The following is a 16,177-nucleotide window of genomic DNA, read 5'->3' as shown; positions in this document are numbered from 1 at the left end:
GAACCCCGCCTTCGCAAGGAAGACGGGGTTCTCAAGGCTTGTTTTTTGTCCTGGCTAAAGGACATCCGACAGGAAGCCCTGCAGGCGTTCCGTTTGCGGATTGGTGAACAGCTGCTCCGGGGGACCGGACTCCACCACCACACCGGCGTCCATAAAGGTCACTACGTCGGAGACATTGCGGGAGAAGCCCATCTCGTGGGTCACCACCACCATGGTCATGCCGCCTTGGGCCAGGTCCGTCATGAGGGCAAGGACGCCCTTGACGAGCTCCGGGTCCAATGCGGAGGTCGCTTCATCGAAGAACATGACCTCGGGCTTCATGGCCAGCGCGCGGGCAATCGCAACGCGTTGCTGTTGTCCACCTGAGAGGTTGGCCGGCCGTGCGTCGGCCTTGTGCTTCAAACCCACCAAGTCCAACTGGGCCAGGGCTTCATCGCGGGCCTGTTCCTTGGACATGCCACGGAGCTTGCGCAGGGCCAGCGAGATGTTCTCCGCCACCGTCTTGTGGGGGAAAAGGTTGAACTGCTGGAACACCATGCCAATGCGGCGGCGCAGTTCGTCCGGGTTGTCCTTGAGGACAGAACGTCCATCGAGCAGGATGTCGCCCTGGTCCGGCTCGATGAGCCGGTTCATCACACGCAGGAGCGTTGACTTGCCCGAGCCCGAGGGGCCAATCACGGAGGCCGTGGTGCCCTTCTCGACGTGCAGGTCAATGCCCCGCAACACGTGGTTGCTGCCGAAGGACAAATGGATGTTCTTCGCCGTCAATGTTCCTGAAGCGAATTCACTCATGCCTGGGCTCCCTTTCCTACCACTGCTGCTGCCTCGTCCGGTTCCTTCTTCTCCGGCCGGCCGGAGCGCATGCGGGCATCAATCCAGTTCACGAAGTGCGTGAGCGGGATGGTCAGCGCGAGGTAGAAGATGGCTGCAGCGACGTACGGCGACAGATTGCCGCTGTTGGCGGCGGCATCCTTGCCGATCTGGAAAATCTCACGCTCGGTGGCCAGAAGACCCAGCATGAACACCAGCGAGGATTCTTTGATCAACGCGATGAACTGGTTCACCAAGGCAGGAAGAACCCTGCGGATGCCCTGGGGCACCACCACGAGGCGCATGGACGAGCCGTAGCTGAACCCGAGGGCGCGCGTCGCTTCGAGTTGTCCCTTGTCCACGCTCTGGATGCCGGAACGGAAGATCTCGCCGATGTACGCACCGGACATCAAGGACAGCGCCGCGATGGCCATGGGATACGGGCTGGTAGAGCCCGTCAGCTCACGAATGATGGGGCCGAAACCGAACCCGATCACCAGGATGGTCAGCACCGGAGGAAGCCCGCGGAGAATGTCCGTGTAAATGCGGGCTACCCACCGTGCTGCTGCGTTCCGGGAAATCCCCATCAGGGCGAGCAGCATTCCAAGTGCAGTCCCGATGATGCCCGAGACGACGGCCAGGACGATGGTATTGGGCAGGCCGACGGCGAACATCTTGGGGAGAACTTCGCCTATTGCCTCCCAGTCAAAGAAGGACTCGGCCAGTTGATTGAGGATATCCATGGAACGCCCTGGTTACTTGGCGGGGAGCTGGACGGCCTTGCTGCCCGGCTTCCAGCCCTCGGGGGTCTGCTCGGCAGCGGTCGGACGGTCCTTGTACCACTCGGACGTGAGCTTGGCCCAGGTGCCGTCAGCAATGACAGCATCCAGACCGGAGTTCAGGGCGTCGATCAGCGGCTGGTTGTCCTTGTTCACGGCGTACGCTGTGAAGTTCTGGGTGTTGACGACCTTCTCGGCGATCTTGGTGTTGTCGCCTTCCTTGACCTGGCCTTCGGCCTGCTGGGAAGGAGCGACCCACGCGTCGATCTGGCCGTTCTTCACGTTGCCGTAGACCGTGTTGTAGTCGGGGAAACGGACGGGCTCGATCTTGAGCGTGTTCGTCATGTAATCATCCTGGACGGTGCCCTGGACGACGCCGATGCGGAGGCCTTCCTTGACGTCGGCGAAGCCGGTGACCTTGGAGTCGTTCTTGGTCACGATCGCCATGTAGCCGAAGTCGTAGCCGTTGGTGAAACCGACCGTCTTGCGGCGGGCGTCCGTGGTGGAGATCGAGGAGGATCCGACGTCGAACTGCTTGTTGCCCACCTGGGACAGGAGCGCCGAGAAGTCGGTGGACGCGAACTCGACCTTGAGGCCCAGCTTGTCGCCGATGGCGCGCAGGAGCTCATTGTCGTAGCCGGTGAACTTGCCCGAAGGGTCAATGAAGATGTTCGGCGGGGCGTCGGAGAGGGTGCCCACGCGCAGGGTGCCGTCGGTGATGAGGCCCAGCTTGGACTTGTCGATCTTGTCCAGCGGCGTCACCTCGGCGGTGGTGAACGTGTCGAGCGATTTCTGGTCGCTGCCGGCCAGTGCATCGGTGGGCGAACCGCTGGGCTCGGAGGTTCCACCGCCACATGCTGCCAGGGAAATCACCAGGGCTGCGGCCACAGGGGCAACAGACAGCCACTTAGGGGTTTTGAATTTCATGAAGAAATCACTTTCATCGGGTCACGGAGACGTTTCACGGTGGGCGGGGAATGTGGCAACCGGGAGGAGGTTGGCTGCCCTAGCAGACTTCAACCCGCCAAACTTAATTATGTCACCAGCCCACCGGGGCGCGGTGAATCGAAGAAACGGTGGCTCACACTCGATTACGCCGAATAAAGTGCCTGCGTCAAGGTCATCAACCGTTGGACTGTTCCGACGTTTGCTCGGCTTGTGGAATCCGCGCGCGACTGAGGCTCAACCGCGGGTTCCCGAAAACCATGTGACATGCGTCGCAGAACGTAATCCTGGCGGTGCTCGCCCTGGCTTAGAAACCGCCCCGGCTTGCGTCTTCGGGCGGGAGGACCGGCCACTCGCCTTCAATGACCGCGGTGGGTTTGCTGCGCCGCAAGTACTGCTGGAAATCGGCGGCTTGCGACGCCGCCCAGTCTACTTGCAGCTGGTGGAGTGTGGATGCCGGCATCTGCAGCTTGGGGAACTTGCCGGCCATCGCGTCCAGGACACGGAGAGTGGCGAGGGCATCCGCAGCAGAGGTGTGCGCGTTGTTCAGGTCAACTCCGTACTCCTCGCACAGGGCCGTGAGCGTGCGCTTGCCTTTGCGGTAGCGGTCCACTTGCTTGTTCATCACGTAGGGGTCCAGTACGGGGAAGCGGCTCAGTTGAGGCACGCCGTAGCGGGCAGATTCTGCTGCCAGTACCGTGAAGTCGTAACTGGCGTTGAACGCGATGACTGGAGTGCCGTCGTCGAACAGTCCTCGGAGCACCCCGGCGACCTCCCTTGTGACCTCTGCTGCCGGGCGGCCTTCCGCACGGGCCTTCTCAGTGGATATGCCGTGCACCTCACTGGCTTCAAGCGGGATCTCCACACCGGGATCTGCCAACCACTCGTGCTCTGCGATGAGCTCGCCGTGGGCATCCACAACTGTGATGGATGCGGTGACGATCCGCGCTGACCGCGAGTTCTTCCCGGTGGTCTCGAGGTCGAATGCGGCACGGGAGAGGGTGTTCCAGGAGCTCATACCTTCAAGCTACCGGCTGGGTCCGACAGTCTTTGGGCGCGACACTCCTGCCGTTACGCTGAACACATGCGGATGGAGTATGTGACGGCGGTTCTGGCGGTGGTGGACCTCGTGCCATCGGGTTCGGCAGTCTCCTACGGCGACGTGGCAGAGCTCCTGGGTGCCGGCGGGCCGCGCCAGGTCGGCGCAGTGATGAGCCACTATGGCAGCTCCGTGGCCTGGTGGCGCGTCCTGCGGGCCAGCGGGGAAGCGCCTCCCGGTCACGAGATCGACGCCTTGAAACATTACCTGCAGGAATCCACTCCGCTGCATGGTGCTTACGAGGCCTTTCTCAGGACGGGCGAAGGCCGTTGGCGGGTTGACCTGACAGCGGCGCGATGGGCGCCGTCGGACGCCGACTTCGATCAACTTGATGTGATCTCTGACCAGTTGGAGCGTCGACTCCATAAATTGTCGGTGCCCGATGATGAAATGACTGTGTGACCGCCACTCCTGCCAAAACCCGCCAAGCACCGGCCGCTCTTCGCCTGCTGCCTCCGCGAGAGACCCACTACGCGGCACCCGTTTTATCCCCGGACCAACGTGCAGTCGTTTCACTCCGGCAGGGGAGCGGCCCCGTCCTCGTGCCCGGAGGTCCTGGCACAGGCAAGTCAACGGTGCTCGTGGAATCCGCAGTGCGCCGCGTCCGGGAAGACGGACTGAATTCGGAGCAGATCCTCATTCTTGCTCCTGGGCGCCACGCCGCCGCGGCTTTGCGGGACACCTTCACCGGACGGCTGGACCGTAGCCTCAGTACGACGCCGGCACGCACCTGGGCGTCATACGCCTTCGACGTCATCCGGCGGGCGAAAGCCGAGGGCGTCATACCGCTGGCCCGGCCCCCCAAGCTCCTGTCAGGTCCAGAGCAGGACCTCATCATTAAAGAACTCCTTGAAGGCCATGCGCGGCCGGGTTTCCAGCTGCCATGGCCCGAGGATCTCAGCGCGGCCCTCCCCACCCGGGGCTTCCGCCACGAAATCCGCCAGTTGTTCGACCGCATCATTGAGTCCGGCCGTACGGCGGAGGATTTGGTGGGGCTCGCCTACGGGTGCGGACGTCCCGATTGGATGGCCGCAGCGGAGCTGTACAGCGAATACCGGGACGTCCTGGACCTCCGCATGCCCGAGGCTTTTGACCCCGCAGGAATCATCACTACGGCGCGCCAGATCTTTCAGGATTCGCCGGCATTCCTGGCCGCGGAACGTGAACGCCTCCAGCTGATCCTGGTGGACGATGCCCAGGAATCCAATCCTGCGATTTTTGAACTTCTCGCCGATATATCGGAGGGCAAGGACGTTGTGGTCACCTACTCCCCGGATACCGTAGTGCAGGGCTTCCGCGGTGCCCGTCCTGACCTTGTGGCCGAATTGCCTTCCCTGTTGGGGGGCCTGCAGGGCGTGGTCACTGAACGTCCTTTGTGGTTCACGCACCGGCACTTGCCCGTGGTAGCCGAGGCATGGACGCGCGTCGCGGCACGTATTTCCCAGCGTTCCGGCGGTCAATTGGCCCGACGCCTTGAGCAGCCGCCACGTCCGGACACCGCAGGAGAGTCGCCTGCCCGTGATGGCAGGGTGGAGGGGCATGTGCTGCCATCGGCGGTGCACGAGCTGCGTTACGTTGCCCAGCGGATTCTGGAAGCTCAACTGAGGGAGCGCCGGGAGTTCAGTGACATCGCCGTGATCGTGCGGAACGGTGGCCAAATCTCACAGATGCAGCGCTACCTGAGTGGCCAGGGAATACCAGTGCGCGTTCCAGTGGCAGACACGGCCGTCCGGGACGAAGTAGCAGTGCGTCCACTGCTGGAGGCCTTTGCCATAGTCCTGGACCCGGCCAAGTTGACCCCTGAAAGCGCTGTTTCGCTGCTGACATCGCGCGTCGGCGGTGCCACCGCCATCGAATTGCGCAGGCTCAGGCAGTCACTCAGGCGCGAGGAACTTCTGGGTGGAGGTGGCAGGTCCAGCGATGCACTGCTGGTGGAAGCGCTGCTGGAACCCGGCGCGCTCGCATCGCTGGGAATTGAAGGCAGCGCGGCCCGTCGTCTTGCCCGCATGATCGCGGCAGGTTCCACAGCCGCTGCCCAGCCTGGTGCCAATGCGGAGTCTGTTTTGTGGGCTTTGTGGCAGGCTACCGGTTTGTCGTCCCGCTGGGCTGAAATGGCGCTGGAGGGTGGAAACGCCGGTGCACGTGCGGATCGCGACCTCGACGCCATGATGGCCCTGTTCCATACAGCCGAACGCTTCGTGGACCAGTTGCCTGGATCCGGTCCTGAGCAGTTCCTGGACTACCTGTTGAACCAGGAACTTCCCATGGACACTCTTGCGGCACGGGCCCAGCTTGAGGCCTGCGTGGAGATCATGACACCGGCCAGCGCAGCGGGACGGGAATGGCCAGTGGTGATCGTCGCCGGTCTCCAGGAAGGAGTCTGGCCGAACACCCGCCTGCGTGGCGAACTGCTGGGCAGCACTGTCTACGCCGATGCCGTGGAGCATGGAGTGGACTACGCCGTGCAGCGGGGACCACTGAGCAAGCTCCGCGATATCCGCTACGACGAACTCAGAAGTTTCTCAACGGCGGTTTCCCGGGCCCGTGAAGTCTTGATCTGCACGGCCGTCTCCTCTGAAGACGAGCAACCCTCCGCTTTCCTGGACTACGTCGCACCGTTGGATTCCGGCCAGTTTCAACGCGACTACACGCCCGTGGACCGCCCCATGACACTCAGGGCGCTTGTCGCGGAGCTGAGGCAGCACGCACAGTCGGCGGAGTCCGTTGCCGATGGCGCAGGCGTTACCGGTGCAGGGCAGGAAGCTGCGCGGATACTGGCCCGGCTCGCCAGCACGGACCCACCCGTTCCGGGGGCCCACCCGGACACATGGTGGGGTTTGGCGGCGCTGAGTTCCAAGGAGCCTGTTGTCCCTGAGGGGGGTATAGTCTCCGTCTCGCCTTCCAAGGTTGAGGCTGTCCATAAGTCACCGCTGGACTGGTTCGTCCAGGCCGCTGGTGGTGAGGCTGCCACTGATTTCGCGCGAAGCCTCGGCACGTTGGTCCACAGCATCGCCCAGGAACTGCCCGAGGCCTCGGGACCGGAATATGTGGCTGAACTCGTCCGCCGGTGGCCAACGTTGGGCATGAAGGACAACTGGGAAGGGAAGCTCGACTTCCAACGTGCAGAACAGATGGTGCGCAAATTGGCGCAGTACATCCTCATCATGCGCAGCGAGGGAAGGAGCCTTCTGGCCGTAGAGCACGACTTCGAAGTAGAGCTTCCCGACGTCAGTCTCGATGCGAACCTTGCAGATCCCGAAGCGGTTTCCACCCGGCATGCCGTGCTCCGGGGGCAGGTGGACCGCCTTGAGGTTGATCCCCAGGGACGGCTTGTGGTGGTGGACCTCAAGACCGGCAAACGCCAACCTGGCAAGGCCGACGTTGCCAGGCACCCGCAATTGGGTGCCTATCAGGCAGCGGTGCTCAAAGGTGCCTTCCAGGACGCTGGAACCGGAGAAGAAGCGCCCGACGCCGGGTCCCGCACCGGCGCTGCTGGTTTCGCACCCGGTGGCGCGGTGCTGGCCCACTTGGGAACCAAGACAAAGACGCCCGCAGTGCAGCAGCAGGATCCCCTGGATCCTTCCGTGAACTGGGCGGAGGAGCTGGTCAACGACGCCGCTGCCTTGATGGCAGGGGCCTCGTTCGAAGCACGCCATGACCCCGGCAAGAGCGGGCATGGCGGCCATGGATGCCGCCTCCCGGATGTTTGCCCGTTGTGCGCCAGAGGAAAGCAGGTCACGGAATGACAACAGAGCTCCTGGACGGATTTGCCGCCGCGCTGCCTGGCACCCTTGGCGGCACACATGTTCCCGAACCCCGTTTCTCTCCGTCTGAGCTGGCCGACATCCTTGGCGAGAAGAACCATCCCACTGCCGAACAGTCGGACATCATTGCCTCTTCCTTGTCACCCCGGCTGGTGATCGCCGGGGCTGGCTCCGGCAAGACAGCCACCATGGCCGACAGGGTGGTGTGGCTGGTTGCCAATGGGTGGGTCCGTCCGGAGGAAGTGCTTGGCGTGACGTTCACGCGGAAGGCTGCCGGTGAACTGGCCAGCCGTATCCGGAGCAAACTGGCCACCCTCCAGCGCATCGCGGCGGAGGACGATGGCAGCATCGGGTTCCCCGACGGGCTCCTGGGGGCTGACGACCTCGAACCCAAGGTCTCCACCTACCACTCCTACGCAAGCGGCATTGTGACCGATTATGGGCTGCGGCTGGGCATCGAGCGCGACGTCGTCCTGCTGGGTGGGGCACAGTCCTGGCAGCTGGCCAGCGAAGTAGTAGAGGCTTACGACGGCGACTACGAGCATTTCACGGCGGCCAAGTCCACTTTGGTCAACGCCGTCATCCAGCTGGCGGGGGAGTGCGCCGAACACCTTCAGGATCCCGGTTCGGTACGCAACTGGGTGCTGGAGCGCGTGGAGACCTTCGAGCAGCTTCCCTACGTGGCTGGTGCCAGCAAAAATCCCACACAGGCAGCGGCATCGTTGGCCGCCATGCTCCGGACCCGCGCCAGCGTGGCAGACATGGTGGTGCGCTACCAGGAAGCAAAGCGGCAACGCGGAGTCCTCGATTTTGGGGACCTCGTGGCCCTTGCTGCCAGGATCGCCAGCGACATTCCACTCGCGGCGTCTACGGAACGGGCCCGGTACAAGGTGGTTCTCTTGGACGAATTCCAGGACACCTCCCATGCCCAGCTGGTGCTCTTCTCGCGCCTTTTCGGCCAAGGCCACGCCGTGACAGCGGTGGGGGACCCCAACCAGTCCATTTACGGATTCCGGGGTGCCTCTGCCGGGCAGCTCTTCCACTTTGTGCAGGAGTTCCCGGTCCGGCACCCGGACACCACAGGCGGCGCAGAGACCTATTCAGTGGCTCCAACCTCCTACCTGACCACCGCCTGGCGGAACGGCAGGAACATCCTTGCGGCAGCCAACACCATCGCCGCGCCCTTGAACAAAGCTGCGGCCACGGACGGCCCGGCAGGGGACAGGGACACAGCAGGCAACGTCTCAGTCCCGGCGCTGGCGCCTAGTCCGGCGGCGGTGGATGGAAGCGTCGTGATTGGCCGTTTCAGCACGGATGAGGACGAAGCTGCCGTCATTGTCCGCGATGTCCGTCGCTACAAACGGACAGTCTTCGAGGAAGAGAAGGACGGGACGCCCGTCAAGCCGACCATGGCTGTCCTGTGCCGGAGGCGGGCGCAGATGGAGTGCCTTCGCCGGGAATTCGAACTGCAGGGAATCGCCTACGAGATCGTGGGCCTTGGCGGCCTGTTGGACACCCCGGAAATCGTGGACCTGGTGGCTACCTTGCGGGTCCTGGCGGATCCCGGGCGGTCGGATGCCCTGATGAGGCTGCTGGCCGGGGCACGATGGCGTATTGGCCCGGCAGACCTGATGGCCTTCAATGACTGGTCGCGTTTCCTGGCTCGCCGCCGGTCAAGCCTGGGCCCCGCTTCCCAACCCATGGATGACAATGAGGAACCGGACGCAGTGGTGGTTGAAAGCGACATCACCGATGCCTCGAGCCTCGTGGAGGCCCTTGACTTCCTGCCCAAGCCCGGCTGGACGTCCGGGCGTGGTCGCACCTTGAGCGCCCCTGCCCTGGAACGACTGACCCGCCTTGCCTCGGAGCTTCGTTCCCTCCGGAGCTACATTGGGGATGACCTCACCACGCTCCTTGGCGAGGTTGAACGCGCCATGCTCCTGGATATCGAGGTGGCCGCCAAGCCGGGAATCAGCATCCACCAGGCCCGCCGCAACCTGGATGCCTTCCAGGATGCTGCGGCCGGATTCCTGCAGACATCCCAGCGGATTGATCTGCTGGCATTCTTGTCGTGGTTGGAGGCAGCGGCCTCCGAAGAAGGTGGATTGGATCTGGCCCCTGTGGAGACCAACCGGGAAGCTGTGCAGTTGCTGACGGTCCACGCCTCCAAGGGGCTGGAATGGGACGTCGTCTTCGTCCCCGGCCTCAATGCCGGATCATTCCCCAGCACCAGGGATTCACGATGGAGCAGTGGCGCTGCGGCGCTGCCTTGGCCGTTGCGGGGCGATCGCGCCGACCTTCCGCAGTGGGACCTGGACCAGCCAGACCAAAAGGGATGGCTGGACGCAGAGAAGGATTTCAAGTCCGAGGTCCAGCATCACGGCGAGGCCGAGGAGCGGCGGCTGGCCTATGTGGCCTACACCAGGGCCAAGTTCGTCCTGTGGGCGTCCAGTGCTGCCTGGAACGGTTCGCGCTCCGGAATGGCCGGCATGTCCGCTTTTCTCTCCGATCTGGCACCTCTTGCTGGAGTTGAGGGAGATGCTGCAGCCGAAGGTAGTGGAACGCCTGCCGGCCGGACAGGCTCAGCGGTAGTTCATCCCGAGTCCGTGGCCGAAGAATCACTCCCTGGGGAAAGCCCACTGACGACCACACTTGAAGTTGCCGGGTTCCCCTATGACCCCCTTGAAGGTCCGTCCGATCCCCGCACAGGCCTCCGACTTAGGCTGGCTCCTGGACGCAGACTGGCCATGGACCAGGCCGCGGCCAACGTCCGTGCGTACATCGCCGATGCACCATCACGGATACAGGTCCCTGAGCTCACCGGCGCGGCAGCGAAATGGGCCCAGGAGGCAGACCTGCTCCTCGACCGTCAACAGCAACGCAAGACCACCCAGGACGTCCACCTTCCGAGCCACATCTCTGCCTCTCTCTTCGTGGACCTCGGCGCGGACCCGGCTGCCGTGCTTTCGCAGCTCCGCAGGCCTGTGCCACGCGAACCCGGTATTTCGGCGCGTAAAGGCACGGCATTCCATGCGTGGGTTGAAGAGTACTTCGGGACCACGGGCATGCTTGACCTCGATGAGGCCCCGGGTTCGGATTCCCACATCGACGAGGCCTACGGCTTGGATGAGATGGTGGCGGCGTTCAAAAAGTCCGAGTGGGCCCAACGCGCGCCCGCCTTCGTCGAGGTGCCCGTGGAAACTCGAATTGGCGACGTCGTAGTCCGGGGACGCATCGATGCCGTGTTCCGCGACGCGGACGGTCGCTGGCAGTTGATCGACTGGAAAACCGGCCGACGACCCGCGGGCCGACAGTTGGCGACGCGTGCCGTGCAGTTGGCCGTATACCGGCTGGCCTGGGCCCGGCTCCAGGGTGTGCCCCTCGAAGAGGTCAGCGCGGCGTTCTACTACGTGGCGGATGACTTAGTGGTCAAGCCGCACGATCTGGGAACAGCCGATGAACTCGAGCAGATCGTTGCCAAGGCTTTGGAGACCAGCGGCCAGGGGCGCTAGGGCCGACCTGCACTGGGGGCCAAGTGGTGTCAGGACCGATCAGCTGTATGGAGCGGCGTCACCTTGACTACGCTGATGGCGGCCGTGGACGTGTCGTCTGGATCGTTGGTGCTGGGGGAGTCGCCGCCCTCGGGTCGGACGGCCTTCCCGGGTGCAGCTGCGTCAGCAGCTGATTCCGTGGCCGGGGGTCCCTCTGGCGCTGACTCCAGAAGCGGCTCCTGGGACGTGGCAGACGTCTCCGGTATGGCTGCCACCGTAACCGTCGGTCCGGCGTCGGGAATGGCCGCGACACTCACGGGAGGATTTTGGCTTGCTGCAGTGGCGGCAGCCTGCACTTTGGCAGCCTGGATTTCAGCGGCCTCATCCTCGGCCGCCTGTGCTGCTTCTTCATCACGCCGCGCTTGCTCGTCAATGTCATCGGAGAGTGTCTGAAGCATTGACTCTGCCTCCGCCGTCATGGTCTGGTGCCCGGCCGCCATGGCCTTGACCAAGTACTGGGCCAGCGCAAACTCGGCCAACAGCGCTGCCCGCCGGAGCAGGTGAACGTCGGGCGTCTCACGGCGCGCTTGGGTGTAGTGGTCCAGGACGGACTCAACGAATGACGCTTCGTTCGATGCCACCAACCATGCGAAGTCGTCGGCCGGATCACCAATCCGGAGGTCGGTCCAGCCTGTCAGGGCAGTCACGGAGTCATCCTGCACCATGAGGTTGTCTTCGTGGAGGTCACCGTGGACCACCGAGGTATTGAACCGCCACAGGGCCACGTCTTCCAGGGCGTGCTCCCAGCGCCGGAGCAGGGTGGCCGGAATTTTGCCGGTGGTTGCCGCTTGGTCCAGCTCATTGAGCTTCCGCTGCCGGAACTCGTTGGCAGAGTAGCTGGGCAGGTCCGCGTTGGTCACCAAGGTCAACGGGAGGTCATGAATGGCAGCCAGCGCTGAGCCGATCTCCCTGGCAAGGGCGGGACTCCCGGCAGAAAGCTCTTCAATGGAGAGCATTCCACCGTGCAGATGGGTGTAGACAAAAGTGGTGAGATCGCCTTGGCGCACAGTGCCGGCAACGGTCGGCACGTGGAAGGGCAGCTCTGCGCGAATGGACGGAGCGAAGGCGCGCAGCACCATGAATTCAGTTTCCAGCCGGGTGCTGGCCTCCGGATGACGCGGCGAACGGACACGCCAGCGTTTACCATCCGCGTCGAGCAGCAACGCCGAGTCGAAGTCGGCGTCGTCGTCGGGGGAAAAGGCTGTAGCCGTCGGCGCCAGGCCAGGCACCGCCGCGGTTGCTACAGCGGCCAGTTCGAGCGGTGTTCTTCTCACCTTTACAACGGTAGATTGATCAGGGCCTGTGGCCATGATGCAGTGCGGCGAGTCTTCAGATCCGCCGTAAAACAGGGCATTTCTGCAGGCAATTAACGCCCGGGCCGGATGCATCCACAAGGGGGGACCCTCCCAAATGTTTTTTGTCGGTACGAATCAGTACGGTAGATGCATGAGCTATACGGAGTCACCGGCCTTGGCCAACCACCTGATGGATACTGTTCTTCCAGTGCGCCCTGCCATGGTGGATCGTGGCTCCGGGATCCGGATGAAGCCCGGCATGGTGGAGGACCTTGTGGCTTCCGGCACGGCCAAGGCCATGGTCGTTTCCCAGCGCAAGGCACTCGTGACCGCTGATGGACTGTGGTTCGGGGACGCCACGTCCCTGTGGAATGCCCTCAATGGAGCAGATCACGGCGCCACCGCGGCTGTTTACCTTGGCATCACTTTGGAATCGTCTTCTTTGCTTGAAGGCACACCTGTTCTGTTGTTTACGGTAGCTGAACCCCCCGCGGCGGGCACCGCCACGGTGCCCGCCGATGCCCAATGGGCGGGCTTCCGCGAAGTCGCCGGGCGATTGGACGCCAGCGATACTGCGCTGTTCATCGAGGCCAGCGCAATCTCCAACTGGCACGCGACGCACACGCACTGCCCGCAATGTGGAAATCCCACGGACATCGAGGCCGGCGGATGGGTGCGTCGGTGCCCCAAGGACAATTCAGAGCACTACCCCCGGACGGATCCGGCGATAATCGTCACGGTGGTAGGTCCGGACGGCCGCCTTCTTCTGGGCGGTGGCGGCCCCACGGACGCCAGGAATTACTCCACTCTCGCGGGCTTCGTGGAACCTGGCGAATCGCTGGAGCAGGCGGTTGTCCGGGAAATCGGGGAAGAAGTAGGCGTGCGCGTGTCGGCATGCCAGTACCTCGGCTCTCAGTCCTGGCCGTTTCCCGCGTCGCTGATGCTGGGCTTCACCGCCACCACTGAAGACTCGGTTGCCCGGCCGGACGGCGTTGAAGTCACCAGGGCGCGGTGGTTCAGCCGTGAAGAGTTGCAGGCAGCTGTCTCCAGCGGCGAGATCACCATCTCCACCCGCCTGTCCATTGCGCGTTCTCTGATTGAACATTGGTATGGCGGCGTTATCGAAGACCTCCAGCCGTGACGGAAGACATTTTCGACGCCGGTGGCTCACTTGAGGAACGCATCCTCGGCGGCTTGGATGAAGAACAGCGCGAAGTAGCAAGTACCTTGACTGGACCCCTGTGTGTTCTTGCGGGAGCGGGCACGGGAAAGACGCGTGCCATCACCCACCGCATCGCCTACGGAGTCCACTCCGGCGTTTACAGTCCGCAGCGCTTGCTGGCGGTAACGTTTACGGCCCGGGCTGCAGCAGAGATGCGCAGCAGGCTTCGGGACCTGGGTGTGGCGAATGTCCAAGCCCGTACTTTCCATGCGGCTGCCCTGAGGCAGTTGCAGTTCTTTTGGCCCCAGGCCATTGGCGGTACGTTGCCGAACCTGTTGGACCACAAGGCCAATATGATCGCAGAAGCTTCCCGCAGGCTCCGGCTCAGCACCGACCGCGCAACCATCAGGGACCTGGCCGCAGAAATCGAGTGGGCAAAAGTCTCCATGCTCACGCCCGCCAACTACCTTGAGAACGCCCAGGACCGCGGAACCCCCGGGGGGTTTGACCTCACCGCGGTATCCAGGGTTTTCCAGGCATACGAGGACATCAAGACTGACCGGAACGTCATCGACTTCGAAGACGTTCTCCTGATCACCGTAGGTATCCTCCAAGAAGATCCGAAAGTGGCGGCAACGGTCCGGGAACAGTACCGCCACTTCGTGGTGGACGAGTATCAGGACGTTTCCCCGCTGCAACAGCGGCTCCTGGATCTGTGGCTCGGTGGTCGGAACGAGCTATGCGTGGTGGGCGATGCCAGCCAGACCATCTACTCCTTCACGGGCGCCTCACCCAAGCACCTGCTGGGATTCAAAGCGCAGTTCCCGGATGCCACCGTCGTTAAGTTGATCCGCGATTACCGGTCCACCCCGCAAGTGGTGAAATTGGCCAATGACCTCCTCGGGTCCCGGCGAAGCGGTGGACCGGTCGCGGACGCTGCCTGGGCTCCGCCGCTAAAGCTGGTGGCCCAGAGGCCAACTGGACCCGAACCGCGCTTCATGGAATGCCCGGACGACGAAGCTGAGGCTGCGGTGGTGGCGGGCCGGATCCAGGAACTGCTTGATGCCGGAGTCAAGGCCAGCGGAATCGCCATTCTGTTCCGCACCAACGGCCAGTCCGAAGCGTACGAACAGGCACTCGCTTCAGCCGGCATTGGATACCAGCTTCGTGGCGGCGAGCGGTTCTTCGCCCGCAAGGAAGTCCGCGATGCCATCCTCCAACTACGGGCTGCAACCCGGGCCGTAGCCGAAGGTCCGCAGGAACCGTTGGGGCAGATCGTCCGGGACATCGTCGCCTCGCTTGGTTATACCGACGCCGCGCCGCACAACGGCGGTGCCCTCCGTGAACGATGGGAATCCTTGGCGGCCTTGGTCGCTTTGGCTGATGAACTGGCGGTCAGCCGCGGCGACGCCTTTACGTTGGCTGACTTCGTCAACGAACTCCAGGAACGCTCGGTAGCGCAGCACGCACCTACCGTTCAAGGGGTCACCCTCGCATCCCTTCACGCGGCCAAGGGACTGGAATGGGATGCGGTGTTTCTGGTGGGCCTCAGCGAAGGACTCATGCCCATCTCTTTCGCAGACACCCCGGAAGACGTCGATGAGGAGCGACGACTGCTCTACGTCGGAATCACCCGGGCACGGGAACACCTGAATTTGTCCTGGTCCACAGCCCGCACGCCGGGTGGCCGTGCCAACCGCAAGCCATCGCGATTCCTTGACGGGCTCCGCCCCAACTCTGTGGCGTCCGCAAACGCCCGCAGCAAGACAGGTCCTACGCGCCGGAAAGCTGCCGTACCGGCGTCGTGCAGGGTGTGCGGCAGCATGCTCGCCAGCGGTGCCGAACGCAAGGTGGGACGTTGCAACCAGTGCCCACCGTCCTATGAGGAACAAACCTTTGATGCGCTAAGGCAATGGCGCAAGGATGAAGCGAAGTCCGCCGACGTCCCTGCCTACGTTGTTTTCACTGATGCAACGCTCACTGCCATCGCCGAAGCCAAGCCATCGTCTCTGGAGGAACTGGCCGGTTTGGCGGGAATCGGACCGTCCAAACTGGAACGCTACGGCGAAGCGGTCCTGGCGGTCCTTGCTGAGAGCACCGAGCTCTGATGGCGCGCCGATCTGCTGCGGACGCTGACGTTCCCTTGGTCACCGACGACGGCGCTCCCGTGGTCGTGCGCCGATCAGCCAGACGGCGAAGGACTGTCGCTGCTTTCTGGGAGGATGGCAAAGCCGTTGTGGCCATCCCGGCCAGTTTCACCAAATCCCAGGAACGGGAGTGGGTCCACCGCATGCTGGCCAAGCTGAAGAAGCAGGGCGAGCAGCGGTCAGGCCAAGGCCGGCGACGACCCGCGACGGACGAAGTTCTCGCGGAACACGCCGCGCATCTTTCTCGGACCTACTTAGGCGGGCGGGCCATCCCAACGTCCGTCCGCTGGGTCAGCAACCAGAATTCGCGATGGGGTTCTGCCACTCCGGCGGACGGCACCATCAGGCTGTCCAACAAACTTCAGTCCATGCCGCAATGGGTTATCGACTACGTTCTGGTGCACGAGCTCGCGCACTTGCTGGTGGCGGGGCACAACGCCGACTTCTGGAAGCTCGTGGAGGCGTATCCCGAGACGCAGCGCGCGAAGGCCTTCCTGGAAGGCGTTGCTTTTGCCACGTCCAGGGGCCTTCCGCCGGATTCAGAGGTGGCGCCTGATACAGGACCTTAACGCAGCAAGGGCCGCCAGTTACATGGCGGCCCTTGCTGCGTTAGTTCCAAGAATTC

General features: G+C 63.4%; 11 protein-coding genes. 6 read left to right on the top strand and 5 right to left on the bottom strand.

Annotated elements, in window-relative coordinates; genetic code table 11:
- Positions 1-54 precede the first annotated feature (54 nt).
- From AB4Y77_RS02075 to AB4Y77_RS02060, 4 genes are all read right to left on the bottom strand, one after another.
- The gene (locus AB4Y77_RS02075) at positions 55-792 is read right to left on the bottom strand and encodes an amino acid ABC transporter ATP-binding protein (RefSeq protein WP_207594071.1); all 738 of its coding nucleotides are present in this window, start codon (positions 790-792) and stop codon (positions 55-57) included.
- A complete protein-coding gene (locus AB4Y77_RS02070; RefSeq protein WP_105690693.1) occupies positions 789-1,553 on the bottom strand; it encodes an amino acid ABC transporter permease in 765 nt (254 codons plus the stop codon). Before AB4Y77_RS02070 ends, AB4Y77_RS02075 begins: the two co-directional genes overlap by 4 nt.
- A 12-nt stretch (positions 1,554-1,565) precedes the next feature.
- The gene (locus AB4Y77_RS02065) at positions 1,566-2,516 is read right to left on the bottom strand and encodes an ABC transporter substrate-binding protein (protein ID WP_311212783.1); all 951 of its coding nucleotides are present in this window, start codon (positions 2,514-2,516) and stop codon (positions 1,566-1,568) included.
- Positions 2,517-2,841: 325 nt separating this feature from the next.
- Positions 2,842-3,552, bottom strand: a complete 711-nt coding sequence (locus AB4Y77_RS02060; protein ID WP_442012849.1) for a 3'-5' exonuclease — start codon at positions 3,550-3,552, stop codon at positions 2,842-2,844.
- 66 nt (positions 3,553-3,618) lie between these two features.
- On the opposite strand from AB4Y77_RS02060, the gene AB4Y77_RS02055 reads away from it, so the two are divergent.
- The 3 genes from AB4Y77_RS02055 to AB4Y77_RS02045 are packed head-to-tail and all read left to right on the top strand — an operon-like array spanning position 3,619 to position 10,909.
- Positions 3,619-4,035, top strand: coding sequence for an MGMT family protein (locus AB4Y77_RS02055; RefSeq protein WP_311212781.1), 417 nt, complete (start codon positions 3,619-3,621; stop codon positions 4,033-4,035).
- Positions 4,032-7,379, top strand: a complete 3,348-nt coding sequence (locus AB4Y77_RS02050) for an ATP-dependent helicase (protein WP_442012848.1) — start codon at positions 4,032-4,034, stop codon at positions 7,377-7,379. Before AB4Y77_RS02055 ends, AB4Y77_RS02050 begins: the two co-directional genes overlap by 4 nt.
- A complete protein-coding gene (locus AB4Y77_RS02045; RefSeq protein WP_442012847.1) occupies positions 7,376-10,909 on the top strand; it encodes an ATP-dependent helicase in 3,534 nt (1,177 codons plus the stop codon). The genes AB4Y77_RS02050 and AB4Y77_RS02045 overlap by 4 nt, the downstream gene beginning before the upstream one ends.
- 29 nt (positions 10,910-10,938) lie before the next feature.
- Here AB4Y77_RS02045 and AB4Y77_RS02040 read toward each other — a convergent pair whose 3' ends face one another.
- Positions 10,939-12,222, bottom strand: coding sequence for a macrolide 2'-phosphotransferase (locus tag AB4Y77_RS02040; protein ID WP_442012846.1), 1,284 nt, complete (start codon positions 12,220-12,222; stop codon positions 10,939-10,941).
- A gap of 172 nt (positions 12,223-12,394) precedes the next feature.
- On the opposite strand from AB4Y77_RS02040, the gene nudC reads away from it, so the two are divergent.
- From nudC to AB4Y77_RS02025, 3 genes are read left to right on the top strand one after another with little or no spacing between them, the layout of a single operon-like run.
- A complete protein-coding gene (gene nudC, locus AB4Y77_RS02035) occupies positions 12,395-13,384 on the top strand; it encodes an NAD(+) diphosphatase (RefSeq protein WP_311212777.1) in 990 nt (329 codons plus the stop codon).
- Entirely contained in the window at positions 13,381-15,513 is a 2,133-nt protein-coding gene (locus AB4Y77_RS02030; protein WP_442012845.1) for an ATP-dependent DNA helicase UvrD2, read from the top strand. The genes nudC and AB4Y77_RS02030 overlap by 4 nt, the downstream gene beginning before the upstream one ends.
- Positions 15,513-16,121 (top strand): M48 metallopeptidase family protein, encoded by a 609-nt coding sequence (locus AB4Y77_RS02025; protein ID WP_442012844.1) that lies wholly within the window; start codon positions 15,513-15,515, stop codon positions 16,119-16,121. The genes AB4Y77_RS02030 and AB4Y77_RS02025 overlap by 1 nt, the downstream gene beginning before the upstream one ends.
- Positions 16,122-16,177: the final 56 nt, after the last annotated feature.

The sequence above is a fragment of the Paenarthrobacter sp. YAF11_1 genome (assembly GCF_052113445.1).
Classification (GTDB): Bacteria; Actinomycetota; Actinomycetes; order Actinomycetales; family Micrococcaceae; genus Arthrobacter.
This window is presented reverse-complemented; position numbering and strand designations above follow the sequence as displayed.